Origin of the sequence: Mycobacterium riyadhense (assembly GCF_963853645.1) — a bacterium.
Classification (GTDB): domain Bacteria; phylum Actinomycetota; class Actinomycetes; order Mycobacteriales; family Mycobacteriaceae; genus Mycobacterium; species Mycobacterium riyadhense.
On record NZ_OY970456.1, the window covers coordinates 4,723,554 to 4,748,958 of the forward strand.

Below are 25,405 nucleotides of genomic sequence, written 5' to 3' on the forward strand. Positions count from 1 at the left end.
TGTCCCCATCATCATCGGGTGATTCCCGATTCTCACCAAGAGGACGATTACGGCCGGGGCTATTAGGACACCCCGGCCGAAGCAATTTGTGCATCAGCCCGACAGCCGGTCACGCAGTTGTGGCAACCCCGGGCCGTCGAGCAGGTGCAGCAGCGGTGTCCGGCCACAGACGCTCATCATCAAGGCCCCCGCCGGTCCGCGGATCTCGGCTCCGCGCCCCCAGCATTGACCAACATCGGTGGCGCGCAGGCTAAGCCCGCGCAAGCGGCCCAGCGGAACGAAGCCGAATGGCCACGGCCCGGTCAGGAAGTCCAACGCCAACGCGGCTAACCACGGATCGGGATCGAAGGACAGACCGAGGGGGATTCTGATGTCGCCGCCGTGGACCAAGACGTCGGCTAGCGGATCAAGGGGCCCAAACAGCGGCGGACTGATCGGTCGATCGGCGTGCCGATGCAAGTCGGCGACGAGCTCGGCCACCGGGAGCCGCGCTCGACGCCGCGCCAGTTCGTCAATCGCGCGAGCCATGCTCCCACGGCGCACCGCCAGTCGCAGGAATGTGGGAGTACCGTCGGCGATCGTACTTAGAACGTGCGCGACTACGGTCTTGACATCCCATCCCCCGCATAGGCTCGGCGTCATCAGCTGTGCTCCATCGAGATCGTCTAGCAGACTTGCCAGCTGGCGCCGCTGCTCGGCGACCGCGGCGAACACAATGTCGCGTGGCGTGCCGTCCCTAGCTGGACGCATCAAATAGCACCGGAAGCGCTGTAGGCGAGCGGAATACCTGGCCGCGGATGTGCGGGTCATCCCCCTCGGGATCCAGCCGCAGGTCGGGCAGCCGGTCGAACAGCAGGTTGAGCGCCACCCGCATCTCCAGCCGGGCTAGATGCATTCCGAGACAGACATGAACGCCGTGGCCGAAGCCGATATGCGCTCTGGCCGAACGGAACACGTCAAACCGGTCCGGATCGGGATACCGGTCCTCCTGGCGGTTGGCAGAGCCCAGCATCGGCATGACCGAGGATCCGGCCGGGATGGGCACGCCGGCCAGCTCGGTGTCGCGGGTGGCAACCCGGGTGATGGTCAGCAGTGGTGGTTCCCACCGCACCGCCTCTTCGATGGCTTGGGGTAGTAGCGAACGATCGGCGCGCACCGCATCGAGTTGGTCTGTGTTGGACAGCAATCCGAACAGCATGTTGCCCAGCGAGCGGTAGGTTGTTTCCACGCCGGCCGGAAGCAGCAGCCGCATAAACGAGAAAATCTCTTCGTCGGACAGCTTCTCGCCGTCGATTTCGGCTTGAGCCAGGCCGCTAGTCAGGTCGTCCCGGGGCTCCTCGCGGCGCGCCGCCAGGATCGGCGCGAAGTACTCCTGCAACGCCGCCGAAGCCGAGCGCCCGCGCTCCGGGTTGACAGTGAAGCTCAGCAGCGAGATCGACCAGCGCTGAAACTGTGGATAGTCTTCGCGCGGCAAACCCAGCAGGCCGGCGATGATCTGGGTCGGATAGGGAAAGGTGAACTCCTTCACCAGATCGGCACGCCCCCGGGGGGCGAACCGGTCGATCAGCTCGTTGCCGACCTTCCGAACCAATTCGTCCTCCCACCGCGCTAACGCCTTCTGCGAAAACGCCTTTGAGACCAATGCCCGATGGCGCCCATGTTCCGGCTCATCCATCCCGAGCATGACGTGGCGGCCCAGCACGTCACCGAACGCGTCGATGATGATCGCCGACGAGAACGTCTCGTTGTCCCGCAGCATCTGCTGAACTTCCTCGTGCCGGTAGACGATGAAGACCGGCTTGGACACTTCGTGCGGCATACCTGAGGCGTCGATGCGCTGCACCGGTTCCTCACGCCGTAACCGAGCCAGCTCGGTGTAGGGATCTCGGACGTCACCGGAAACAACGTCGTCGAAGGACCCGAAGTCCTCGAGGTCATCGAACAACTGCACTCGCGTCCCCTTCGCTAACCCGCCGGATACCCCACCGACTTGATCTGCGTGTATTGGTCGAACCCGGCCACGCCGTTCTGACGACCGACCCCGCTGTCCTTGTAGCCACCGAACGGCGTGTCGGCACCATACGGCGCTCCGCCGTTGACACCCAGGAACCCGGCTTTGATCCGGCGGGCCACCGCCAGCGAGCGCTCCAAAGAGCCCGACATCACATTGCCGGCCAATCCGTACACGCTGTCGTTGGCGATCCGGATCGCGTCTTCCTCGTCGTCGAACGGGATGACGGACAGCACCGGGCCGAAGATCTCCTCCTGCGCGATCCTCATCGAGTTGTCGACGTCGACGAAAAGCGTTGGCCGAACAAAGAATCCCTTGTCGAACCCGGTTTCGGCGTCGGGCCCGCCGACCAACGCGGTGGCTCCTTCTTCGACACCCTTGCGGATATAGCCGAGCACACGCTTGCGTTGCTTGTCGGAAATGACTGGGCCACAAAGCGTTCCGGAATCCTGCGGATCGCCGGGCCTGACGTTGTCATAGATGCTCTTCAGAATCGCCACACCCTCGTCGTAGCGAGACCGGGGCAGCAACAGCCGAGTCGGGTTGGCGCAGCCCTGCCCGGCGTGCATGCACGGCGCAATGCCAATGGCGCAGGCCATGCCGAAATCGGCGTCCTCCAGCACGATGGTGGCCGACTTGCCGCCAAGCTCGAGGAACAGCCGCTTCAGTGTCGCAGCGCCCTTTTCCATGATTCGTTTCCCGACGGCCGTGGAGCCGGTGAACGAGATCAGGTCGACCTTCGGCGACAGCGTGAGCTCCTCGCCCACCAGGTGATCGGAGGCGGTGACGATGTTGACGACACCGGGTGGGATGTCGGTCTTTTCGGCGATCAGCCGACCCAGCCGGGTGGCATTGAACGGGGTGTCCGGTGCCGGTTTGAGAACCATGGTGTTGCCGGTGCCCAGCGCCTGGCCAATCTTGTTGATGGTGATCTCGAACGGGAAGTTCCACGGCACGATCGCGCCGACCACACCGACCGGCTCGCGCCAGACCTTGCGGGTGGTCAGCGTGCCGGTGAGGCTGATCATCTTGTCGCCCAGGTCGGTTTCCCAGGGGTATTCGTCGATCAGCTTGGCGGGATAACGCAGCCCGTCCTCCAGCGGGGCATCCAGCTGGGGGCCGAAGGTGATGGCCCGGGGCGCACCGACCTCCAGAATTAGCTCCTCCCGCAGCTCTTCGCGCTCGGCGTCGATGGCGTCGTGCAGCTGCAGCAGGCAGCGCTGGCGCAATGCGTGGTTGGTCGACCAGTCCGTCTCGTCGAAGGCCCGCCGCGCGGCGTCGATGGCCCGCTGCATGTCCTGGATGGAGGCGTCGGCGACCTCCCCGATCGGCTCCTCGGTGGCCGGGTTGATGTTGGTGAAGGTGCCGGCCTGGCCGTCGACGAGCCTGCCGTCGATCATCATCTTGGACTCGAACCGGACCGTTACAGTGTCGGGCATGTTTGTTCAGCTCTCTTTAGGCGATGCGCTGGTCAGAGCGCCGGGAGGTGGGATGCCCATCGCCAGACGGGTCACCCTATGGAGAGCCTTACCGGAAAGTAGCCGGTTGGCAACCATCAGCATCCGGGCATCGGGCCCCACCGCATGCCGAGCAAACGGCGCCCGGTCCTCGACAACCTTGGCGAGGCGCCGGGCGAAGCGGTCAGGGGAGGCCGCGAACCGCATCGCGAACCGGCCGCGCCGGTCGATCTTGCGGTGCAGCGCGGCATAGGGGCCGGTGAAGTCGCGGAGGTCCGAGGTTCCGGCGCCGGTGATGATGTCGGTGTCGAAGGTCCCGGTCACGACGACGGTGACGCCGAGCCCGAAGGGCGCCACCTCGCCGGCTAATGATTCGGCCCATCGTTCCAGCGCGCCCTTGGCCGCCGAATACGCCGCGGTCTCGGGCATGCCCCGCACGCCGCCCTGGCTCGAGATCACGACGATGCGCCCGCGTCCCGCGGCACGCATCCCCGGCAGCAAGGCCTTGGTCAGTCGCACCGGCCCGAAGACGCTCGTGGCAAACATGCGCTCCCACAGGTCCATCGGCGTCTCTTCGAGCATTCCGGCCGCGGAGATCCCCGCGTTGTGCACCAGCGCATGCGGGGCCCCGACGGCGGCATCAATCGCCTTGGCAGCGGCCGTGACCGATGCGGCGTCGGTGAGGTCGAGTGGGACGACGATCAATCGCGGGTCGTCGGGTCCGACGCCGGTCTTGGACCGCAGTGTTTCCAGACCGGATTCCGGTGAGCGCATGGCCGCCACCACCCGCCACCCCTGCTGGTACAGGTGCGCCGCCGACGCGAGGCCAAGTCCACGGGATGCGCCCGTGATGACAATGCTGCGCGGCTCATCCATGTCCGGGCGCACACCGATCGGAGGTCGAACCAAGCTGCACGTGCGGGCGCCCATTGGGCTGGGCGCTCATCCATGTCGACCAGATGCCCACCGAGTAGGGACCCTGCTGGCCGTTCTTCTCGTAAAAGCCCTGGGGGTCATACACTTTGGCCTCGGGGTACGGCCACGGGCAGGCGACCGAGGTGGCGGTCCTGGTCCACTTGATCACGGCGAAGCCGGTGCCGTAGGTGAAGTAGGCGAGGTTGATGAGCACGAACATCACCACGAACATCCCGAGGGCGGGTCGGCGCGCGAACATCCGTAGCCGCTGGGTGAGCTTTTCAGCGACGGTGCGGCCGGTGTCGTCGCGGTAGAGCAGCACACCCGCCGGGATCATCACGAACGTCACCATCACCGTTTCCCAGATGAACGGGAATTGGTAGGTTTCTCCAACGAAGGCGGATCCGAACGGAATGACTTGAGAGTAAATGTAAAAGCCGGTGCGCACCAGCGTCATCTCCAGCATCGCGTCGATGACGACACCGACCGGCAGGATGATCAACGCCAGGCCGATCAGCGGATGCCGCCACACGAATGAGTCAACGGGCTTGCGGGCCTGGATCTTTCGCAGGATCCAGATCGCCGGGAAGTACGGGCCCAGGTAAAACATGATGTATCCAATGACCAGGAACGGCTCCACCGTCGGCGACAGCGACACCAACGGCCAATCCTCGGGCCAATGCCACAGTTCCGGGTTGTACACCGCGTAGGGCGACCAGTTCATGATCGGGTCCTGCCACACGATCAACGTCGTGACAATCCCCATCAACAGCACCGGATGCGCGCCATAGCGACGCCAGGCCACCACGTAGACCACGACGATGATCGACATCGAGATGATGGTGAAGATCTGGAACAGTTCCAACCAGTGCTGGTAGCCGAACAGCGGCTCCACCGCGCGCGGAGCTCCGCTCACTTCCGGATTGCGAATCCTTTCCGAGACAGCGCCTTTGCGCGCGTAGTAAGCGATGACACCGAGCAGCGCGACGGCTACGGCAACCCACACCGCGACCCACAGGGGTCCCCACTTGCGTTCGGTGGTCGGAGCGACGTGCGACGCCGTTTCTTGGGTGGTGGCCATTGCTCACTCCTCGCCGAAGCGGTCGACGAGATGCGAGTTGACGCCGTCGGCGTCCAGGCGCCGGGCCACCAGGTACCCGGCCCCCATCCAGGCCCGCCGGGTCCACTTTCCCAACGAGACTCGGGTCCCGGGCGCGCCAGCCGCGGCCGGCAGCATCTTCACTCGCTCCAGCGCTTCCTTGACACCGCGCGGGCTCAGCGGATGGGCGTCGGCAAAGGCGTGCAGCAGGGTGTTGGCGACGTCGTGGTTCACTACCGGCACGCAGTACTGCGGGCGGCGACCGTAGGCCGCCTCGAACTGGTCCAGGAACCGCTGCCCGACCGCGTTGGCTTCGTCGTACTGATCGATGCCGGTCCACCCCATGAAGGCTTGCCACATGATCGGATTGATCCAGGCGTTCTGAAACGCGGTGCAGGTGAACCGGGGTGGGTCCCAATTGAGCTCTGCCAGCGCCGGATTGATGAAGACGATGCCGAAGCCGAAACCACAGTGCACCAGCGCGCTCGGCTTCGCCTCGTGCAGAGTGCGGATCGCCTGCCCGACGTCTTGGGCGGTTTGAGCCACCTGCGCCTCGGCGACGATGCGAATGCCCTTGCGCCGAGCGGCGTTTCGGAAGTTTTTGAGATAGCTCTCGCCGACCAGCGATTTCTCCACCACGACGCCGACTTGCGCGTGGCCGCCCTTTGCGAGTAGGTCCGCCCAGAAGATCGGCTCGTCGGTCATCGACCCTTGCGGGAACGCGAAGGTCCACTCCCCCAGCCAGTCGTCGCTACCGCAGACGTTGATCGCCGGAACCCGGAATCGCTCCTCGATGGCCTCCCGCAGCGGTACCGCGTTCTCGGTGATGTGCGGCCCGAACACAACCAGGCAGCCCTCGTCGACAAGCTCGCCGTAGGCATCGATGACCGCCTTGACGGTGCCCTTGGGCAGGCCTTCGACCTCCCGGTAGACGATCTCAACCGGTCGGTCAATGACCCCTTGGCTCACCCCGTCGTTGAACACCAGGTCGAATGGGCGGGTCAGATCGTCGCGCATTTCCTGCGGGTAGAACTCCGGCAGCAGGAAGTCAAACAGGTAGCCGATCTTGATGGGCTGCGCTGTGCTCTCGTAGGACAATCTCACCCTCCGTCTGGCGCGGCTGTCCTGCAGACAAACCTAAGATTTGTTCCAACCGTATCGCGGCCGATGTATCGTCGTCAATGACCGGCCGGCGGGCCGGGCAGATATACGTCGATCATTTCCGCCAGTCCACCCGCGACATGAGCGTCGTCGGTCAACGGACCGGCAATGGCGGCCCTAGCCGCATCCCGGGCAGTCAACCCTTCCGAGATGAGCCGTCCGGCGGCAATGAGCACCCGGGTCGACGCCACCTCGCGCAGCCCGCCGTTTTCCAGGCGACGGATCGCCTGCGCCAACCGGACCAACTCCGCGGCCGTGTCCGGGCCGATGCCCGCCTCGTGCGCGACGATCTTCTGTTCGACATCGCTTGCCGGGAAGCCGAATTCGATGGCCACCATCCGCTGTCGTGTCGAGTCCTTGAGATCCTTGAGGACGCTTTGATAGCCCGGGTTGTAGGACACCACCAAGCAGAATCCCGGTGCGACGTCCAGCGTTACGCCCAGCCGTTCGATCGGGAGCTGTCGGCGGTGATCGGCGAGGGGGTGCAGCACCACGGTGGTGTCCTGCCGGGCCTCGACAACCTCGTCGAGATAGCAGATCGCCCCCTCACGCACGGCCCGGGTCAAAGGGCCGTCGACCCACTCCGTTTCGCCGCCACGCAATAGATAGCGGCCAACCAGATCGGCGGTAGTGAGATCGTCGTGGCACGCGACCGTGATGAGGGGCCGCTGCAGGTCGTATGCCATCGCCTCGAGAAACCGCGTCTTTCCGCATCCGGTCGGCCCCTTGAGCAACAACGAGAGTCCTTGGTGGAACGCCGCCTTGAAGACCTGCACCTCATTGCCGACCGATACATAGAAGGGCCGGGACGTCGGTGGTGTCACTCGTCTCTCTCCTTCATGCCGCGCCGCGGCGAACGTAGCGCGGCTCCGGTCGGCGGACTTCGGCTGCGCGCAGCGCCGTTCGGAACAACGGTCCGACCACCTGGCGCAGTTGCTCGGGTCGCGCGACGGCGGCGTGCGCTGCGCTGCCGAAGACACGTTGCAGCTCCTCGGGATCGGTTGCGGCGCCGATCGTCAGACACACACATCCGGTGCCTCGGCCACGGGCTTCGGCCAGGGCACGGCGGGCATCGCCGGCCCCGTAGACGCGCTCATAGCCGTGGTCATACGCCAACCCGTCGGACAGTACGACGAGTAGTCGCCGGGTGGTGCCACCCCGGTTCTCCAGCACGGCGGCGCCGTGCCGGATCGCCGCGCCCAGTCGGGAGTATGCGCCCGGCACCAGGCCGCGAAGACGCCGCAACGCCAGCACATCGAGAGTGTCGTCGAAGCGCTTTATCGGCATCACGTGCACGGCTGGTCTTCCCCGGGAATGAAACGCGTAGAGCGCCAGGCGATCTCCTATGCCGTGCAGGGCGAGGGCCAGGGCCGCCGCCGTGGCCCGCTGTTGTTCGTGAACGGTCGTGCCGCTCGCGCCCGCCTCGGCGACCGAGCCGGAGACGTCAAGCAGCAGCAATACGGCAAGATCGCGCCGACGGCGCAGGCTGTCGATGTAGACCGCCTCGTCGGGTGCGGAGCCCGCCATGCTCTCGACCCGTGTTTCGATCGCCGCGTCGATGTCGATGTCATCGCCTTGGACTTGGCGGTGAAACCAATCGGGTCCCAGGCCCAGGCGGGCCAGTGGCCGGTGCAGCCCGTACTCATTGAAGCCGTCCGCGGTCGTGACGTCCTTGATGCGGGGCTTCACCTCGCGCACGGTGCACCAGTTCGGCCGATACCGCTGTCGATGAATGTCCCACTCGGGGTACATGATTCCCTGGCCCGCGTGTTCCGGGCCATCGATCGGACCCGCCGGTGCGGTCGAGAACGCCGCGGCGACGTTGCCACGGGTTCCGGAGCGCGTCCAGTGCGTCGGCGCGTCGGCCCCCGGCTGACCGCCCTCACCGAGTCGGCGCACCGATCTCAGCATTTTGCGCAGTAGCCGGCCCAGCGCTCCCCCGCCGCCGATCGGGCTGGTGAACACGTCGGCAGCGTCGGATCCGTTGTCGTCATGGTCCTCATCGAGTTCGCGCAGCGCCTTCTGGCGGCGGTTCGCACCATGGTCGCCGACGGGCTTCTCGGTAGTCTTATTGGACGCCAATAGGATTCGCGACCGGATCGTTCCGAAGCTCTCGGGTGGGTTCGCAACCGGCCGCCGGCCGCGCGCGATGGCCAACGAAGTGGCCGGCGAATCGCTATCGACGTCGGTAGCGGCAAGCGTGCGCACCGGCGCGGGCAACAGATCGGCATTGGCGGCAAGAGCCCGGCTCGCTTCCACAGCCAGGTATCGCCGAGCCAGCGCTGGACGACGCTTAAGCGTGCGCAGCATCTTCGGTTCCAGGCTTCCGGCCGCCAGCAACGACGCCTGCACCACCAACGCCTCAAGTTGTTCACGCGCGCTGCGGCTGGCGTCGACGAATATCGTGGTGCCATCCGTCCACGCCAGTTCGCCGGGTTCGCTACGCGCTACCTGCAGCGTGCGGCCGGACAGCGCCGAAGCCAGCATGCCCAATCGCGCCAACCTATCGGAGTTCACTTGGTCGCTCCTCGCGCCACGGCCTTGTTGACCAAATATCTGTTCCAACGTAAAGTCCGGCTTGTCCGCAGTCAATCGCGTTAGGTCGAGAGCAGAATTGGATTTCTCCTACCCGGCGGAAGTCGAACGGTTCCGCCATGAGTTGCGCGCCTGGCTGTCGGAGAACCTCACTGACGAGCTGATCGCGGCCCGCCGCCACCCCGGACGAGATGATGCGGAATTCGAGATGCTGCGGTCGTGGAACGCAACCATGGCCGATGCCGGCTGGGCGGCGGTCTCCTGGCCCATCGAGTACGGCGGCCGCGGGGCGACGGTCCTGGAACAGTTGGTCTATACCGAAGAGACCACGCGTGCCCGGGCTCCGTTGCCGCTCAACGTCATCGGCATGAACAACATCGCGCCGGCCATCATGCAGTACGGCATCGAAGACCAGAAGCAGACGCTACTGCCCCGGATGATGCGTGCGGACGATATCTGGTGCCAGGGTATGTCCGAACCCGAAGCCGGATCCGATCTAGCCTCGCTACGCACCCGCGCGGTACGCGACCACGACTGTTTCGTCGTCAACGGACAGAAGATCTGGACCTCGCTGGGACATCGGGCGCACTGGTGCCAGCTGTATGTCCGTACCGATCCCGATGCCCCGAAACACCAGGGCATCTCCTGCCTGATCGTCGACATGACCCTGCCTGGCATCGAGGTCCGGCCGCTGGTCACCCTCAATGGCGACACCGACTTCGCCGAGGTGTTCTTTCACGACGCGCGCGTGCCCGCGGACGCCTTGCTCGGTCCGCTCAACGGGGGCTGGCAGGTCGCCACCACCACGCTGAGCCACGAGCGTGCCGGGGCCGCGCGGCTGTACGCCGAGATGCAGGCGCGCTTGGAGGAATTGGTGGCCGACGTTCGCGCGGCTGGGGCACTTGGCGATGCCGTGACCCTACGACGCCTCGGCGAGATTGCCGTTCGCATCAAATATCTCGAAGTGCTGTGCCAGCGCATGATCTCGGCGACACTGCACGGCGCAGACGATCTGGGGTCGGCCAGCCTGGCCAAGACCGTGTGGGGCGAGATCGGACAGGACCTGGCGGCCCTGGCTTTCGACGTGCTGGGCACCGGCCGGTGGTCCGACTATCGTCTGACATCGCGCTCGCTGACCATCGCCGGCGGCACGTCCCAGATCAACAAGAACATCACCGCGCAGCGCGTGCTGGGGTTGCCGCGCCGATGAACCTCGAACTTACCGACGAGCAACTCGCGCTGCGGGACACCGTGCGGCGCTTTCTGGTTGCGAAAGCACCGATTTCGGGACATGTGCGCGCGCTACTCGACGACCCGACCGGCAGCACCGACGCGGTGTGGCGGGGACTTGCCGATCTCGGCGCGACGGGGCTGTTAGTGCCGCAAGAATGCGGTGGCGCGGGAATGACGATGGTCGAGGCCGGCATCGTCGCCGAGGAACTCGGCGCCGCCTTGAACCCGGGACCGTGGTTGTCCACTGCAGTGGCCGCGACCCGCGCCCTGACGCGCCTCGTCCCTAACGACCTCACCGCCAAGCTCCTCACCGGGATCGCCGACGGCACAACAATCGTCACCTTCGGCCCGCTTGATAGCGCCCGGCCCCAGGCCGTCGATCGCGACGGTGCCGTCGTGCTGCGGGGCGAGCTTGCCGGCTTCCCGGACGCCGCGGCTGCCGACATCATGCTGGTTCTTGCTGAAACAGCAAACGGTACCGGTCTTTTCGCGGTCACTGCAGCCGATCCTGGTATCTCGGTGACGCCCGTGCGTGGTATCGACCAGACCCGCAAGCAATTTCGCGTCGCGCTCGATGACGCGACCGCACAGCGCCTGGCCACACCGTCGTCAGCCGACATCGACGCGGTCGTCGATGACGTTCTTATTGTCCGGGCCGCGGATGCGCTGGGTGCCGCACGCGCCGTCATGGAGTCCGCCGTCGAATACGCAAAGGTGCGAAAGCAGTTCGGGCAGGTTATCGGGACATTCCAGGCGATTCAGCACTTGTGCGTTGACATGTACGAAACCGTCGAGCTGGCCCGCAGCGGGGTGATCCACGCACTGTGGGCCTCCGATGCCCTAGCCGCCGATTCCGACGAGCGGCATTTGTCCGCGTTGCGAACCAAGGCATTCGCCGGACGACTTGCGGCTGTGGGCGATACCGCGATCCAGGTGTTCGGCGGCATCGGCTACACCTGGGAGCACGACGCTCACCTCTACCTCAAGCGCCTGCTGAGCTGGAGCTCATTCCTCGGCGGCCCAGACCGCTACCTCACCGAAGTCGGTGCCCGCCTTGCTGATCCGACGGCGGGCCTCCCATGATCGACTTCACCGATCAGGTCGCGATTGTCACCGGAGCCGGTCGCGGGCTGGGCCGTTTGTATGCGCGGGAGTTGGCGCGCCGCGGTGCGGCCGTCGTCGTCAACGACTTGGGCGGAACCATGCACGGCGAAGGCGCCGACGACGCCGTCGCCGACGAGGTCGTCGCCGAAATCGAGAGCGCGGGCGGGGTCGCGGCCGCCTCCCACCAGTCGGTAGCCAGCCCGGAAGCCGGCGAGGCGATCGTCCGGCTGGCCGTCGAGCGTTTCGGCCGCGTCGACGCCGTGGTGAGTAACGCGGGCATCTTCAACAGCATTGCCTTCGACGAGTTGACCGCGGACGACTGGCGGAAGATGCTCAGCGTGCACCTCGACGGCGGGTTTTATCTGAGCCAGCCGGCGTACCGGGTGATGAAGAAGCAGGGCTATGGCCGGTTTGTGTTCGTCTCCTCTTCGGGTGGGATGTTCGGGCAACCGATGGAAGCCCATTACGGAGCGGCCAAAGCTGGACTTGTGGGCCTGTGCAATGTGATGGCAATCGAAGGTGCCGAACACGGCATCCTGGCCAACACCGTGCTCCCGTTCGGCTTTTCGCGGATGGTCACCGAAACTGTGAGAGACCCGAAAGTCCTTGACGAAATCGGCTTTTTGAATCTGATCAAGCCCGAGCTTATGGTACCCATCGTGGTCTACCTGGCGAGTCGAGACTGCGAGTTCAGCCACCATAACTACTCGGCCTGCGCCGGCCGTTTTGCCCGGGTCTTCGTCGGCCTCGGCCAGGGTTGGCTCGCCGATCCCGGCGACGATCCGACCGCCGAGGATATAGTGGCTCATCTGTCCGAGGTGTCGGCAACCGAGCCGTTCACGGTGCCCGGCTCGATTTTCGAGGAAGTGTTCGGAGTGTGCGCGCGGGTTCAGCGGGAGGACGGCTAGCCATGGCGAAAACCGATGCCTTGGCCACCGGCAGCCAAACCGATGCCACAAGCGACGCCGGAACACGCCGGACCGAGATCCTCGAGACCGCGGCGGCGCTGATCGCCTCGTCGGGATTGCGGACTTCGCTGCAGGAGATCGCCGACGCGGCAGGCATTCTGCCGGGAAGCCTGTATCACCACTTCGAATCCAAAGAAGCGATACTCGTTGAGCTGATCCACCGGTATCAAGCTGATCTGGATCGCATCGGGCGGGTCGCCCAGGCGAGGCTGGATGAACCCGACTCGCGGCCTGCAGCTGACAAGATCGTCGAGCTGGGATCGGTGATCGCCAATTGCGCCGTGCGGCATCGGGCTGCCTTGCAGATGTCGTTCTACGAGGGACCGAGCGCAGATCCCGAGCTCATGAAGCTGACGCGGCAGCGGCCGACCGCGATCCAGGAGGCAATGCTGCAAACGCTGCGTGCCGCCCGCTGGAGTGGCTACATCAGACCCGAAATCGACCTGCCCACGCTGGCTGACCGGATCTGCCAGACGATGCTGCAGGTCGGGCTTGATGTCATCCGGCACAATGCTTCCGCCGCGCAGGTCGCCGGACTCATGTGCCGAACCATCTTGCGGGGTTTGGCGGCCCGGGCACCCTCCGATTCGGGGTTGGATCGATCCCGCGCCTTGGCCGCGGCCAGTGACGTCATCCAGTCATGGGCCGACGATAGCGAGGCCGACCCCAGCGACAAGGCAGCCCATCTTCGAGCGGTGGCGCGAACGGAGTTCGGCCGAAAAGGCTATGAGGTCACCACCATCAGGGACATCGCCGCAGCAGCCGGGCTTGGCACCGGAACCGTCTATCGGGTAATCGGGTCCAAGGACGAGCTGCTCGCGTCGATCATGCGCTCGTTCGGACAGAAGGTCGAAGCGGGGTGGGTCGGCGTCCTGCGCTCGGACGCGACGCCCATCGAGAAACTGGACGCACTGAGCTGGGTCAACGTCAATGCGCTGGACCGATTTTCCGACGAGTTCCGTATTCAGCTTGCCTGGATGCGGCAGTCTCCGCCGGACACCGCCAATCCGGGATGGTCGTATGTGACTCGGCTGCGGCAGATGAAATCCCTTCTCACCGAAGGAATCCGGTCAGGCGAAATCCGGATCGACACACCGTCCACGGCGATGCTGGCGCGCAGCGTCATCGGCATGCAGTGGATCCCGGAGAACATCCTCCGCGCGGTCGGAACACGGGCGTCGTTGATCCTTGCTCGCGACACGGTGTTGCGTGGTGTCGCCGTCCGCGACAAGTAGGTCCGCGAATCCCGAATTGGCCGTCGATTCCGACGGCGGGGCGGCCGGGCTCGCCTCAGGCGCGATCGATCGTGGACCTGAATCTTAGGTTCGGCGGTTCGCGTAGCCACGCGGTCGACACCGCCGACCAAGCCGCGACGCTCGCGTAGGGTCCTGCCTGACTGTGTGCGTAGCCGGAGCCGTCGGTCGTGATGAAGTGGGTCGTCGAGATCGCGGGATGAGCTAGCAGCAAACCCGCAGCCGACAGGTGTACCGCATCCCACGATTCTGCGATCGCCGGCCAGTCCGGGTACTTGCAGCCACGAGCGGTGACCGCATTCGAGTCGATCAGGGCGGCCCAATCGCGAGCCGAATCGACCCGCGCGACGCGAACCAGCGTCGTGTCGAAATGTACTTCCAACCGGGGCCTTTCCCGATCGACATTCTCACCGCTCGCGGTCCACGAGTCCTCGCTGTCGGTGATCGGCGTCGACGTCCAGAATGCCCCACGTGGCAACGGGCTCAAGTCGTCACGATTGTCAATGCTCGGCGCGCGGAACTCCCTGACGGTTCCCTGATGAATCTGTGGCGATTCGAAGGTGGATAGCTTCGACAGCGCCGCCAGCCCCGCGGTGTTGAACTCCAGGAGCTCCGGATCGTTGGCATCGAGGTGCACGACACCTAGGCAATCACCGGAGTAGAGGTAGCCGCCGACCGCAGACGCTGCGGCACGGATGAGGTCTTCGGGCTGCATGGCGCTGACGAACGCTGCGGGTGCAATGCCCGCGGGGCAACGGTATCGAAGGTGCTCGATGAACAAGCGTCCTGGAAATGTGTCCAGTAGTGATTCGTCGGTGCTCACAGCCACAGCCGCAATCTCACAGGTGGATCGATCCCGCGTCCGATTGCGGGTAAGCGAGCCGACGCTTCCAGCGCTCGGACATGCCGCAAACCTTACGAAACCGGACCGACAAACACACGACCACACTGCTCGGGCCGCACGGATGGGTGATAGCACTAGTCAGGCTAGTCGGACTAGACTCACCGGGAGTTATGCTTGGTGGCGTGCAGCACAAGACGGTCACGAGCACCGAGGCCAAGGCGACACTCAATGCCCTCTTGGCCGAGGTGGAACGCACGGGCACACCCGTCACAATTACCAACCACGGTCGGCCCGTCGCGGCGCTCGTACCGGTCCACGACACGCCGCGACGCTTCGGCCAGCTACCGAACTTGACCGTTCCCGACGACTTCGACGATCCGCTGCCAGAATCGGAACTTGCTGCGTGGGAGGGCAATTCGTGACCAGCACGCGGTCAGCTGCGTCAATGCCGCGCGACGTGGTTCTCGACACCCACGCGCTGTTGTGGCTGGTTTCCACCCCCGAGAAGGTGTCCCCCGCGGCCCGCGAGGTGCTCTCGCGCAGTAGTTGCACGCTCTGGGTTTCAGCGGTCTGCGCATGGGAGCTTGCCATCAAGACGCGCCTCGGCCGTCTCGACGCGGAGCCCTTGTTGTCGGCCTGGTCAGAGATCATCAACGACATGACGATCTCGGAACTCGCGATCGACTCGGCAGACGCGATCTTCGCCGGGCGACTGCCCTGGGAACACCGTGACCCGTTTGACCGCATGCTCGTCGCGCAGGCAACTCGACGCAACCTCACCATCGCGACCCGCGACAAGCAAATCCTTCGCGCAGCTCTCACTCCCACCCTGACGGTATAGGCTCGGCGAAAGCAGCCGGACCGCCAGTTAGCGACGTAGTCGCGCCGAAATGTCCGGCAGGCCCCACCGCCTGCGGCGGCAAAACAGCAGGTCAAGGGTAATTCAACCAATCCAGTGCGAATCCATAATGCAAAGTGCACAAAGACCCTAGAATCGGTCCGTGGCATTGCGACCGCCCTCACCGCGGGTACAAGAGCTAATCCGCAAGGCCGCGTGGATGGCGCTCAATCCCAGCCGCGAATGGCTCGAAGAGTTCGATCGCGTCACGCTGGCCGCGAACGCGGCCATCTCCCAGGACCCTGGCCTGGCAGCGGTGGTGACTCGCTCCAACCGTGCGAATCTGGTCTACTTCGCTTCCGCGATGCTGCGCACGCCTGGCGATCCGGTGCCACCAAATCTCAGCGCGCATACCCTACGTATGGCCCGCGACCTGGTGCGTCGCGGCCTGGATGCGTCCGCGCTAGAGGTCTACCGCATCGGACACAATGTGGCCTGGCGGCGCTGGACGGAAATCGCGTTTGAACTGACCTCAGACCCAGAAGAGCTGCACGAGCTACTGGACGTGCCATTTCGGTCGGCCAACGAGTTCGTGGACGCGACACTTGCGGGCATCGCGGAGCAAATGCAAGCGGAATACGACGAACTGACCCAAGACATCGGTGCGGAGCGCCGCAAGATTGTCGAACTGATCCTCGACAACGCTCCTCTCAGTCGGGAGCGCGCCGAAGCGCGACTGGGCTGCCTTTTCGACCGACCCCATACCGCCGCAATCATCTGGCACGACGAGCCCGACTCCGATCCAACCGGACTCGATGAGGCCGTTGACTTGTTCAGCCAAGCTGTCGGATGTCCGCGGCCACTCACGGTCATGGCCAGTGCCGCTACCCGCTGGATATGGGTGAAAGACGTAGCCGCTCTCACGCCTGAGCAGATCCGCGAAGTGTTGGACAAGACGCCGGATGTGCGGATCGCGATCGGCAGCACCGCACCAGGAATCGAGGGGTTTCGCAGAAGCCACTTCGACGCGCTCACCACCCAGCGCATGATGGCCCGACTGCGGTCGCGCCAACGAATCGCCTTCTTCACCGACGTCCAGATGGTGACACTGCTCACCGAAAACCCTTATGGCGCCGATGATTTCATAAGAACCACGCTCGGGGACTTCGAATCGGCCAGCCCGATGCTGCACACGACGGTGCTGACATTTATCAAGGCCGGGTGCAACGCCTCGCGTGCCGCGAAGCTTCTCTACACCCACCGCAACACCGTGTTGCACCGGCTTGAGACCGCGCAACGGCTCCTGCCCCGGCCCCTCGACCACACCAGCGTTGAAGTGGCTGTGGCGATCGAAGCGCTGCAGTGGCGTGGCAAACGGACCAGCCCCGTGGCCGAATGCCCGGCCGAGCAGCAATCGGTGTCGGCGGGGCCGCGCTAACCACACGTGCGGGCGACGGCCTGCACAGCAGCGGGGTAGCCTTGTCGATGCAGCTGGTCTGCTGTCGTCGCAGCACGCGGCGCGGCATCGAGCGAAGCAAAGATGCGACGCGAGAGGGAACCCGGTGAGATTCCGGGACTGTCCCGCAGCGGTATGCAGGAACGACCGCCGTCTTTACAGCACTGGTCTTGCGACTGGGAAGCGACGGCCAGTAGGAGCACCCACCGGTGCGCGCCTGCGAGTCCGAAGACCTGCCAGCTGCGCCGGGCGCGCCGCGTCCGGCGGCTCATCGCCTCGTGGAATGGGCGTTTGGCCGTCCCCCGGTTGTGGTTATGCACCCCAGGTGTGAGCCGCATACCGGTCCGGCTGCGCGTCCGCGGGCGGTGACCACACCGTCGATTGAAGGACCGCTCGTGAACGCACTTGCTAATTTTCAGAAGTTCACCGCAACCATCACCGGCTCCCCCAGGATCGGGCCGCGCCGTGAACTCAAACGCGCAACCGAGGGCTATTGGGCCGGACGCACCAGCCGATCAGACCTAGAGTCCATCGCCGCAACCCTGCGCCGCGACACCTGGTCCGGGCTGGCCGCGGCCGGCCTGGACTCGGTGCCGGTGAACACCTTCTCCTACTACGACCAGATGCTCGATACCGCTGTCCTGCTCGGTGCACTCCCGACGCGGGTCGGGGGGATTTCCGACGAGCTCGACCGCTACTTCGCGGCCGCGCGCGGCAACGACGAGGTCGCGCCTCTGGAGATGACGAAATGGTTCGACACCAACTACCACTACCTGGTTCCCGAGATCGAGCCCGCAACCCGGTTCACGCTGAACCCGGGCAAGGTGCTCTCTGAACTGAAAGAAGCTCTCGAGCAAGGAATTCCGGCGCGCCCGGTGGTCATCGGGCCGATCACGTTCCTGTTGTTGAGCAAGGGCGTCAATGGCGGGGGCGCACCGATCGAACGCCTCAAGGAGCTGGTGCCGAGCTACTCCGAACTGTTGTCCCTGCTCGCCGATGGCGGCGCCGGCTGGGTGCAGTTCGACGAGCCGGCCCTGGTCACCGACATCAACCCCGACGCGCCCGCACTGGCCGAGGCGGTGTACACCGCGCTGGGCGCGGTGAGCAACCGGCCGGCCATTCATGTCGCCACCTACTTCGGTGACCCCGGCGCCGCCTTGGCAGGACTGGCCCGTACACCGGTCGAAGCGATCGGCGTCGACCTGGTCGCCGGCGCCAACACCGCGGTCGCGGCCGTACCGGAGTTGGCCGGCAAGATGTTGGTGGCCGGCGTCGTGGACGGCCGCAACATCTGGCGCACTGACCTCGAGTCGGCGTTGGGCAAGTTGGCGACGCTGCTGGGTTCGGCTGCCGCCGTTGCGGTTTCGACGTCTTGCTCCACGCTGCACGTACCCTACTCGCTGGAGCCGGAGACCGAGCTGGACGACGCGTTGCGCAGCTGGCTGGCGTTCGGTGCCGAAAAGGTGGCCGAAGTCGTCGTGCTGGCGCGCGGACTGCATCACGGACGCGAGACGGTGGCCGACGAGATCGCGGCATCCAACGCCGCCGTGGCATCGCGCAGGCGTGATCCGCGGCTGTGCAATGGACAAGTCCGGGCACGGATCGACTCCATCGTCGCCTCCGGTGCGCACCGGGGCGACCCGGCGCAGCGCCGGGCCAGCCAGGACGCGCGGCTGCACCTGCCACCGCTGCCGACCACTACGATCGGTTCCTACCCGCAGACCTCGGCGATCCGCAAGGCACGCGCCGCATTACGGGCCGGTGAGATCGACCAGGCCGAGTACGTGAAGCGCATGAAGCACGAGATCGCCGACGTGATCAAGCTGCAGGAGCAGCTGGGCCTGGACGTGCTGGTGCACGGTGAGCCGGAGCGCAACGACATGGTGCAGTACTTCGCCGAGCAGCTAGAAGGCTTCTTCGCCACCCAGAACGGCTGGGTGCAGTCCTACGGCAGCCGCTGCGTCCGTCCGCCGATCCTGTACGGCGACGTCTCCCGGACCCAGCCGATGACGGTCGAGTGGATCACTTACGCCCAGTCGCTGACCGACAAGCCGGTCAAGGGCATGTTGACCGGGCCGGTCACGATCCTGGCGTGGTCGTTCGTGCGTGACGACCAGCCGCTGGCCGACACCGCCAACCAGGTGGCGCTGGCCATTCGCGATGAGACCGTGGACCTGCAGTCCGCCGGCATCGCGATCATCCAAGTCGACGAGCCCGCGCTGCGGGAGCTGCTGCCGCTGCGTCGCGCCGATCAGGCGGAGTACTTGCGTTGGGCCGTAGGCTCTTTCCGCTTGGCCACCTCGGGCGTCGCCGACTCGACGCAGATCCACACGCACCTGTGCTACTCCGAGTTCGGTGAGGTGATAGGCGCAATCGCCGACCTGGACGCCGACGTGACGTCCATCGAGGCGGCACGTTCACACATGGAGGTGCTTGACGACCTGAACGCGATCGGGTTCGCCAACAGCGTGGGGCCAGGTGTCTATGATATCCATTCGCCACGGGTGCCCAGCACCGAAGAGATGGCCGAGTCGTTGCGTGCCGCGTTGAAAGCCGTACCGGCGAGGCGGTTATGGGTCAACCCTGACTGTGGGCTCAAGACCCGAAGCGTAGACGAGGTGACCGCGTCGCTGCGCAACATGGTCGCCGCGGCACAGCAGGCACGTTCCGGCTAGCTGGCGAGCAGACGCAAAAGCACCCCAAAACCGGCGGTTTTGGGGGCTTTTGCGTCTGCTCGGCCAACCTAGTCCGACAGCACCTGGACAGGCAGGTCGTCGGCCCAGGGCTGTCGGGTCACCATGTCGGCAACTCGGACGTAGCCGCGCTCGAACTCACCGGTCGCGGCGTCCACGAGTCGATACTGCTGGGTTTGCTTGTGGATGGGCTGCGCGTCGAGCAGCACGATCCGTACCTCGCCGGGCTCAAAGCGACAGCGCTGTTGCATCGCTTCGATCAGTTGCTCGTTGTGCATGTGGCCGTCGCCGAAATTCCACCCAATGGCGGTGCTGCAGATCCGTTCGCCGTCGGTGATGATGTAGTCGTCCTCGTCGTGGCCCGCCATCGCCCGATGTGCCAGGGTGAACAGCGCCCGGCCGTGAGTGTTCATGGCGCGGAACGCATATCCCAGGTACACCGGGATCTGCGCTCGCTCCTTGCCGTAGAAGCGTTCCAGCTGAGCCTGCGGCATGCTGGCGATCGCGACGATGCCCCGCTTGATCTTGTCCTCCCCCGAGGGTTTGACGCACCACAGCGTGGTGTCCCAGTTGCCCGCGTAGTAGCGCATCCCAGGCAGGAACGAGATCTTGCGCGGGAACATGTTGCCGGCGATCACGATTCCCGCGATCACCGCGAACAGAATCACCACCGGCACAGGGTTTTTCACGTCCGTCAGGCCAAAACGAGCGTGGCCGACGAATAGCGACAGCACACCGAAGATCATGAACACGTTCCACTCCAGCGGCACCCCCATCGGGATCGCCGTCAGGATCCCCAGATGGAAACACACCATTACCGTTGCGGCCGCCGCCAGCGGCCAACCGCTATGGGACAAGAACAGCACCACGGGCACCCACATCTCGACGAAAGTGCTGACGTGAGCAAAGATTCGCGACAATAGTCCGGGCCGCAGATCGTCGGGGAACTTCTCGAAGAACATCCGCTTAACGAACCGCGGCCGGAACAGCGGGTTGTTCGACATCATCGTCGAGATCACAAACGGAAAGTGCTTGTTGAGCTTCGACGTCGCCGCACCCATCCAGATCGCCAGGAACACCAGCTTGGCGGCGACGATCATGTCGACACCGCCGAACAGGAAGGTCACCGTCAGCGTCGCGTACACCTCGCCGCGGGCCGCCAGGAAGATCACCTTGTCGCGCAGTCCCAGCACCCCGAGAAGTAGCAGGATCACCACGATCTGCCATACCGGCAGCAGCCCTACGGTGGTGCCCAGCTCGGGTACCGGGCCGGTGCCGTCGGTGAACAGCGCCGCCACCAACATGATCAGCAGCAGCGCATACAGCGCGACATCGGCCGGTTTGCGCTTGGTGCCGTGGGTCAGCGGGACACGATCCGGCCATGGTGGCAGCCGGATGGTGCCAAATCGCAACCAGTAAAGGATCGAGCCCATGGGCGGGAAGAACCGGTTGTTCAGCGGTCCGAAGCCGCAGCCCAGCCCGATCACCTCGAACAGCATCGTGTAGAGCACAACCTTCTCGAAAACGATTGGTTCCGCATACCACGACCTGACGTCGGTGAACCCCTCGATTCCTTTGGTGCTGAAGACGATCAGCCAGGCGACCAGGATGTAGAGCAGGACCTTGACGACATAGAACAGGTGTAATGCCACCGGCGTTCCGAAGCCCACCTCGGCCCAGTGCCGAGCCATCGGGCGGATCTTCTCGCTGCGGGTGCCCTTGCTCCATTCGGCCATGTCGATCTGCGGCAGCTCGGGCTTGAGAAATCCCATGGTTTGAAAGATTAGAACGTGTTCTAGCGCCGCGCTGAGGTTCGTGCGGCGAATCCCTTTGTCAGCTGGCTCGCTCGCGGATTACCGTGTAGTTCTGCCTGCCGCGGAGGCGTCGACCATGAACACACTTCGGTTCCTCACCATGGCGACGATTGCCACAGTCGCATCGAGCGGACTCGTGGTTGCACAGCCGGTCGCCAACGCCCAGCCCCCCTCACCCGGTGATTCCTGCACGGTCTTGCACGCAACCACCCAGGACGGCAACGGCCGGACCATGTGGTGCAACCCGACTATGACCGGCAACCACAGCCTGGTGTGGCAGTACGGCGGACCTGACTAAGAACGCACCACCCGTCGCGACCGTCCGATTGTGCATTGCGCCTGACGGCATCGCGGTGCTGCGTTCCGAATGACGTTGACCTGTCGTTCCGCGGTTGCGATCCTTGCAAGGCATCCTAAGACGCTCCTGACTAGCCCGCCTCAGCCATGCACGCCGGGTAACGGCCGCTGCTCGTGCCCCGAGTAGGCGCTAAGCGGTCGGATCAACGCGTTGGCCGCCGCCTGTTCCATGATGTGTGCGGTCCACCCGGCGATCCTGCTCATCACGAAGATCGGCGTGAAGCTGGCGATGTCGAAGCCCATCAGGTAGTAGGCCGGCCCGGTCGGAAAGTCGAGATTGGGTTTGATCCCCGTGCCGGCCTGCATTTCGGCCTCGAGCACGCGGTAGATGTCCAGCCAGCGCTGTCCGTCACGAACGGCGGCGACGCTGGTCAGCGCGCGCTTCATCGTCGGCACCCGAGAGTCACCGTTCTTGTACACCCGGTGCCCGAAGCCCATGATCCTCTCGTTGCCGGCAAGCTTGGCGCACAACCATTCTCGCGCATTCGCAGGATCGCCGATCTCGATCATGTCGTGCATGACCGCCTCGTTGGCGCCGCCATGCAGCCGACCCTTGAGCGCACCGATCGCCCCGGTGACCGCGCTGTAAATGTCGGACTGCGTCGATGTCACCACCCGCGCGGCGAACGTGGAGGCGTTGAAACCATGCTCGGCGTAGAGGATCATCGACTGCTCGAATGCCGACACGACGGCGGGTTCGGGCACCTGCCCGAAGCACATCCGCAGGAAGTTCTCGGCATACCCCAGTCCGCTGTGCGGTGCGATCGGTGCCAGCCCGCGGCGGCGCCGCATATCGGTCGCCACGATGGTCGGCAACACCGCGAGCATGCGCAGCGCCGTGGCGCGGTTCGCCGAATCGTCGTCCTCGTCGGGATCCTCGGCACCCAAGTAGCTGATCGCGGTGCGTACCACGTCCATCGGGTGACAGTTGTCGGGCAGCTTGGCCAGCAGCGACAGCATCGACCGGTCCACCCGGCGGCTGGCGCGTTCTCGTTGGCAGAACAACGCCAGCTCAGCGTCGGTCGGCAGCTCGCCACGCCACAGCAGGAAGGCGACCTGTTCGAAGCTGCAGCGCGCCGCCAAGTCCTGCACCGGATAACCGCGGTAGGTCAGCGAATTGGTCTCCGGCACCACCTTGGAGATGGCGGTGGTGTCCACTACCACACCGGCGAGGCCCTTCTTGACGTCGGGTTGGGTAGCTACCGTCGGCGCGGTCATGACTTTGCCTCCTCCATCGTGAGGTCCTGGTAGTCGGAGTAGCGCAGCAGCTCGTAGAGGCGGCTGCGCTGCTGCATGCGATCCAGCAGACTTAATTGCGTTCCCGCTGAATCGATTTCGCGCAGGCCCTGCTCGACCGCGAACATCGCCAGCCGCAGCGTGGTGACCGGGTAGATGACGGCGTTGTAGCCGATGTCGCCCAATCGGCGCGCGGTCAGCAGCGGTGACTTGCCGAACTCGGTCATGTTGGCCAGCAGTGGCACATCGATTGCGGCGCGGAACTTCTCGAAGTCCGCGATCTCGGTCAGCGCTTCGGTAAAGATCATGTCTGCACCCGCGTCGGCATACGCACGAGCCCGGTCGGTAGCGGCGGCCAAGCCTTCGACGGCGGTCGCGTCGGTGCGGGCGCAGATGACGAAGTTCGGGTCACGCCGCGCGGATACCGCTGCGCGCAATCGCTTTACCATCTCGGCGGTCGAGACGACGGCCTTGCCGGCGAGGTGGCCGCATCGCTTCGGGTTGATTTGGTCCTCCAGGTGACATCCGGACACGCCGGCATCTTCCAGGACGGTCACGGTGCGCGCGGCATTCGACGGCGCACCGAAACCGGTGTCGGCGTCGATCAGCGTCGGCAGCTCAGTCGTAGCGGCGATCTGGGCGCCGCGCGTCGCGACCTCAGTCAGAGTCGTCAACCCGATGTCGGGCAGTCCGAGATCGGCGGCAAGCGCCGCGCCGGAAACATAGACCCCTTCAAATCCGATCTCGGCGATCACCTTCGCTACCAGGGGTGAGAACGCGCCCGGAAAGCGTTGCAGCCGTCCGGAATTGATCCCAACCCGAAACGCAGCGCGCTTGTCCAGGGCGCCGGTCATCGGAATATTCCCGACGGAATCACCGGCGCCTTGTCCAGCACCCGTGGGTCGACCAACACACTCAGCCCACCCAGCTCGCCGTCCTTGAGATCGGCGAGGTTGTCCACGGTGGACAGGAACCTTTGCTGCTCAACGGGTTCCACCACGTCCTCGGCGAGTTCGGTGAACTTCTCGACGTATTGCTTGCGCTCGAACGGCCGGGCGCCGAGCGGATGAGCATCGGCCACCGCGAGTTCGTCGACGATCACCTCGCCGCTCTTGAGCGTCACCTCGACGCGTGCGCCGAACGCCTTCTCTGCCGGATCGGTCGAGTGATAGCGGCGGGTCCACTCGGTATCCTCGACGGTTGAAATCTTGTGCCATAGCTCGACGGTGTCGGGCCGGCGGGCCCGCTCCGGAGCGTAGGAGCGTTCGTGGTGCCAGCCGCCGTCCTGTAGTGCGACGGCAAAGATGTAGGGCAGCGAATGATCGAGCGTTTCCCGGGACGCGTCCGGATCGAACTTCTGCGGATCCCCAGAGCCGGTTCCGATCACCTCGTGGGTGTGCTGGCTGGTGTGCAGCACAATCGTCGCGATCTGGTCGAGACCTCCTTCCAGATCACGAAAGCGCTCGCGCAGCCGGCAGGCCAGATCGATCGGCGCCTGGCTTTGGTACTCGGCGGAATGCTGCTTGGTGTAGCTGTCCAGAATGGCGCGCTTGGGTTCCCCGGGAGCGGGCAGCGGAACCTGGTAGATGCGGTCGGGTCCGCCGAGCAGCCAGGCGATTACGCCGTCCTCACCCTCCCAGATCGGTGCCGGCGATCCCTCCCCTCGCATCGCACGGTCTACCGCCTCGATGCCGACCTTGCCGGCGTGCGCCGGAGCGAACGCCTTCCAGCTGGAGATCGCACCCTTGCGGGTTTGGCGGGTGCTGGTGGTCAGGTGCAGTGCCTGCCCGATCGCATGGTAGATGGTCTCGGCGTCCAGCCGCAGCATCGTCCCGATACCGGCAGCCACCGCCGGGCCGAGATGTGCGACGTGGTCGATCTTGTTCTCGTGCAAGCATATTCCGCGGACCAGGTCGATCTGGATCTCGTACGCGGTCGCCAGGCCGCGGATCAAGTCGGCGCCGCGCACGCCGAGCTGCTGGGCGACCGCCACCAGCGGAGGGAGGTTGTCTCCGGGGTGGGCGTAATCCGCCGCCAAAAACGTGTCGTGGAAGTCGAGTTCGCGCACCGCGACGCCATTGGCCCATGCCGCCCATTCCGCCGAATAGCCGCCGTCGACACCGAACACGCGCGCCCCGCGCCGCACCGGATGCGCGAGTGCCTGTTGACGGGCAACGGTGACGGGCCGGCGCAGCACCGCGGCGGCGCTGACGGCGGCGTTGTCGATGATCCGGTTGAGCAGCATTTCCGTGGTCTCCGGATCGACCGCAACCGGATCGATGGCGACCTCGGCGATCTTGTGGGCCAGGTGCTCGGTGCGCGGGAAATCGTCCGCGCTGCGTCGGGACCGTACCGTGTGCAGCAACATGGTTCGCACACTATGCAAGGCCAGGACTGGTAGAAATAGCCTGTAAATGCGTATTTTTGTGTC

Annotated in this window: 22 protein-coding genes and 1 riboswitch; of the genes, 9 read left to right on the forward strand and 13 right to left on the reverse strand. The window is 65.1% G+C overall.

The window, feature by feature from the left end; genetic code table 11:
• Positions 1 to 93: 93 nt before the first annotated feature.
• The 8 genes from AADZ78_RS20815 to AADZ78_RS20850 all read right to left on the reverse strand — a co-directional run bounded on the left by AADZ78_RS20815 (position 94) and on the right by AADZ78_RS20850 (position 9,160).
• A complete protein-coding gene (locus tag AADZ78_RS20815) occupies positions 94 to 750 on the reverse strand; it encodes a maleylpyruvate isomerase family mycothiol-dependent enzyme (RefSeq protein WP_085250829.1) in 657 nt (218 codons plus the stop codon).
• Positions 737 to 1,951, reverse strand: coding sequence for a cytochrome P450 (locus AADZ78_RS20820; RefSeq protein ID WP_085250830.1), 1,215 nt, complete (start codon positions 1,949 to 1,951; stop codon positions 737 to 739). The genes AADZ78_RS20815 and AADZ78_RS20820 overlap by 14 nt, the downstream gene beginning before the upstream one ends.
• 14 nt (positions 1,952 to 1,965) lie before the next feature.
• Entirely contained in the window at positions 1,966 to 3,450 is a 1,485-nt protein-coding gene (locus tag AADZ78_RS20825) for an aldehyde dehydrogenase family protein (RefSeq protein WP_085250831.1), read from the reverse strand.
• A gap of 6 nt (positions 3,451 to 3,456) precedes the next feature.
• Entirely contained in the window at positions 3,457 to 4,344 is an 888-nt protein-coding gene (locus tag AADZ78_RS20830; protein ID WP_085250832.1) for an SDR family oxidoreductase, read from the reverse strand.
• Positions 4,337 to 5,464: a spirocyclase AveC family protein gene (locus AADZ78_RS20835; RefSeq protein ID WP_085250833.1), complete on the reverse strand. Its 1,128-nt coding sequence runs from the start codon at positions 5,462 to 5,464 to the stop codon at positions 4,337 to 4,339. The genes AADZ78_RS20830 and AADZ78_RS20835 overlap by 8 nt, the downstream gene beginning before the upstream one ends.
• Before the next feature lie 3 nt (positions 5,465 to 5,467).
• Positions 5,468 to 6,580 carry an ABC transporter substrate-binding protein gene (locus AADZ78_RS20840; protein ID WP_085250851.1) on the reverse strand — a complete coding sequence of 371 codons (1,113 nt, stop codon included), beginning with the start codon at positions 6,578 to 6,580 and terminating at the stop codon, positions 5,468 to 5,470.
• 80 nt (positions 6,581 to 6,660) lie between these two features.
• The gene (locus AADZ78_RS20845; protein ID WP_085250834.1) at positions 6,661 to 7,467 is read right to left on the reverse strand and encodes a CbbQ/NirQ/NorQ/GpvN family protein; all 807 of its coding nucleotides are present in this window, start codon (positions 7,465 to 7,467) and stop codon (positions 6,661 to 6,663) included.
• 13 nt (positions 7,468 to 7,480) lie between these two features.
• A complete protein-coding gene (locus AADZ78_RS20850; RefSeq protein WP_372510526.1) occupies positions 7,481 to 9,160 on the reverse strand; it encodes a nitric oxide reductase activation protein NorD in 1,680 nt (559 codons plus the stop codon).
• A 97-nt stretch (positions 9,161 to 9,257) separates the two neighbouring features.
• On the opposite strand from AADZ78_RS20850, the gene AADZ78_RS20855 reads away from it, so the two are divergent.
• From AADZ78_RS20855 to AADZ78_RS20870, 4 genes are read left to right on the forward strand one after another with little or no spacing between them, the layout of a single operon-like run.
• Positions 9,258 to 10,388 (forward strand): acyl-CoA dehydrogenase family protein, encoded by a 1,131-nt coding sequence (locus AADZ78_RS20855; RefSeq protein ID WP_085250835.1) that lies wholly within the window; start codon positions 9,258 to 9,260, stop codon positions 10,386 to 10,388.
• The gene (locus AADZ78_RS20860) at positions 10,385 to 11,494 is read left to right on the forward strand and encodes an acyl-CoA dehydrogenase family protein (protein WP_085250836.1); all 1,110 of its coding nucleotides are present in this window, start codon (positions 10,385 to 10,387) and stop codon (positions 11,492 to 11,494) included. Before AADZ78_RS20855 ends, AADZ78_RS20860 begins: the two co-directional genes overlap by 4 nt.
• Positions 11,491 to 12,423: an SDR family NAD(P)-dependent oxidoreductase gene (locus AADZ78_RS20865; protein ID WP_085250837.1), complete on the forward strand. Its 933-nt coding sequence runs from the start codon at positions 11,491 to 11,493 to the stop codon at positions 12,421 to 12,423. Before AADZ78_RS20860 ends, AADZ78_RS20865 begins: the two co-directional genes overlap by 4 nt.
• A 2-nt stretch (positions 12,424 to 12,425) precedes the next feature.
• Positions 12,426 to 13,718, forward strand: a complete 1,293-nt coding sequence (locus AADZ78_RS20870; RefSeq protein WP_085250838.1) for a TetR/AcrR family transcriptional regulator — start codon at positions 12,426 to 12,428, stop codon at positions 13,716 to 13,718.
• A 55-nt stretch (positions 13,719 to 13,773) separates the two neighbouring features.
• On the opposite strand, the gene AADZ78_RS20875 is transcribed toward AADZ78_RS20870, so the two are convergent.
• Complete coding sequence (locus tag AADZ78_RS20875; RefSeq protein WP_139828739.1) at positions 13,774 to 14,565, reverse strand: hypothetical protein; 792 nt, start codon at positions 14,563 to 14,565, stop codon at positions 13,774 to 13,776.
• A 197-nt stretch (positions 14,566 to 14,762) separates the two neighbouring features.
• Between AADZ78_RS20875 and AADZ78_RS20880 the strand changes: the two genes are divergently transcribed.
• From AADZ78_RS20880 to metE, 4 genes are all read left to right on the forward strand, one after another.
• Positions 14,763 to 15,002, forward strand: coding sequence for a type II toxin-antitoxin system Phd/YefM family antitoxin (locus AADZ78_RS20880; protein WP_239655080.1), 240 nt, complete (start codon positions 14,763 to 14,765; stop codon positions 15,000 to 15,002).
• Between the two features lie 23 nt (positions 15,003 to 15,025).
• The gene (locus tag AADZ78_RS20885; RefSeq protein ID WP_085250853.1) at positions 15,026 to 15,421 is read left to right on the forward strand and encodes a type II toxin-antitoxin system VapC family toxin; all 396 of its coding nucleotides are present in this window, start codon (positions 15,026 to 15,028) and stop codon (positions 15,419 to 15,421) included.
• Positions 15,422 to 15,581: 160 nt separating this feature from the next.
• Entirely contained in the window at positions 15,582 to 16,856 is a 1,275-nt protein-coding gene (locus tag AADZ78_RS20890; protein ID WP_085250841.1) for a PucR family transcriptional regulator, read from the forward strand.
• A 40-nt stretch (positions 16,857 to 16,896) separates the two neighbouring features.
• Positions 16,897 to 17,129: riboswitch (cobalamin riboswitch) on the forward strand.
• A gap of 110 nt (positions 17,130 to 17,239) precedes the next feature.
• On the forward strand, positions 17,240 to 19,549 hold the full coding sequence (gene metE, locus AADZ78_RS20895; RefSeq protein ID WP_372510527.1) for a 5-methyltetrahydropteroyltriglutamate--homocysteine S-methyltransferase: 2,310 nt from the start codon (positions 17,240 to 17,242) through the stop codon (positions 19,547 to 19,549).
• 68 nt (positions 19,550 to 19,617) lie between these two features.
• Here metE and AADZ78_RS20900 read toward each other — a convergent pair whose 3' ends face one another.
• A complete protein-coding gene (locus tag AADZ78_RS20900; protein WP_085250843.1) occupies positions 19,618 to 21,339 on the reverse strand; it encodes a DUF3556 domain-containing protein in 1,722 nt (573 codons plus the stop codon).
• Between the two features lie 118 nt (positions 21,340 to 21,457).
• Here AADZ78_RS20900 and AADZ78_RS20905 point away from each other — a divergent pair, with 118 nt between their 5' ends.
• Positions 21,458 to 21,679, forward strand: a complete 222-nt coding sequence (locus tag AADZ78_RS20905) for a hypothetical protein (RefSeq protein ID WP_085250844.1) — start codon at positions 21,458 to 21,460, stop codon at positions 21,677 to 21,679.
• A 140-nt stretch (positions 21,680 to 21,819) separates the two neighbouring features.
• On the opposite strand, the gene AADZ78_RS20910 is transcribed toward AADZ78_RS20905, so the two are convergent.
• Genes AADZ78_RS20910 through prpD form a run of 3 tightly spaced genes read right to left on the reverse strand, consistent with a single transcriptional unit; the run spans position 21,820 to position 25,342 of the window.
• Positions 21,820 to 22,956, reverse strand: a complete 1,137-nt coding sequence (locus AADZ78_RS20910; protein WP_085250845.1) for a bifunctional 2-methylcitrate synthase/citrate synthase — start codon at positions 22,954 to 22,956, stop codon at positions 21,820 to 21,822.
• The gene (prpB, locus tag AADZ78_RS20915) at positions 22,953 to 23,828 is read right to left on the reverse strand and encodes a methylisocitrate lyase (protein ID WP_085250846.1); all 876 of its coding nucleotides are present in this window, start codon (positions 23,826 to 23,828) and stop codon (positions 22,953 to 22,955) included. Before prpB ends, AADZ78_RS20910 begins: the two co-directional genes overlap by 4 nt.
• The gene (prpD, locus tag AADZ78_RS20920) at positions 23,825 to 25,342 is read right to left on the reverse strand and encodes a 2-methylcitrate dehydratase PrpD (RefSeq protein ID WP_204081366.1); all 1,518 of its coding nucleotides are present in this window, start codon (positions 25,340 to 25,342) and stop codon (positions 23,825 to 23,827) included. Before prpD ends, prpB begins: the two co-directional genes overlap by 4 nt.
• Positions 25,343 to 25,405: the final 63 nt, after the last annotated feature.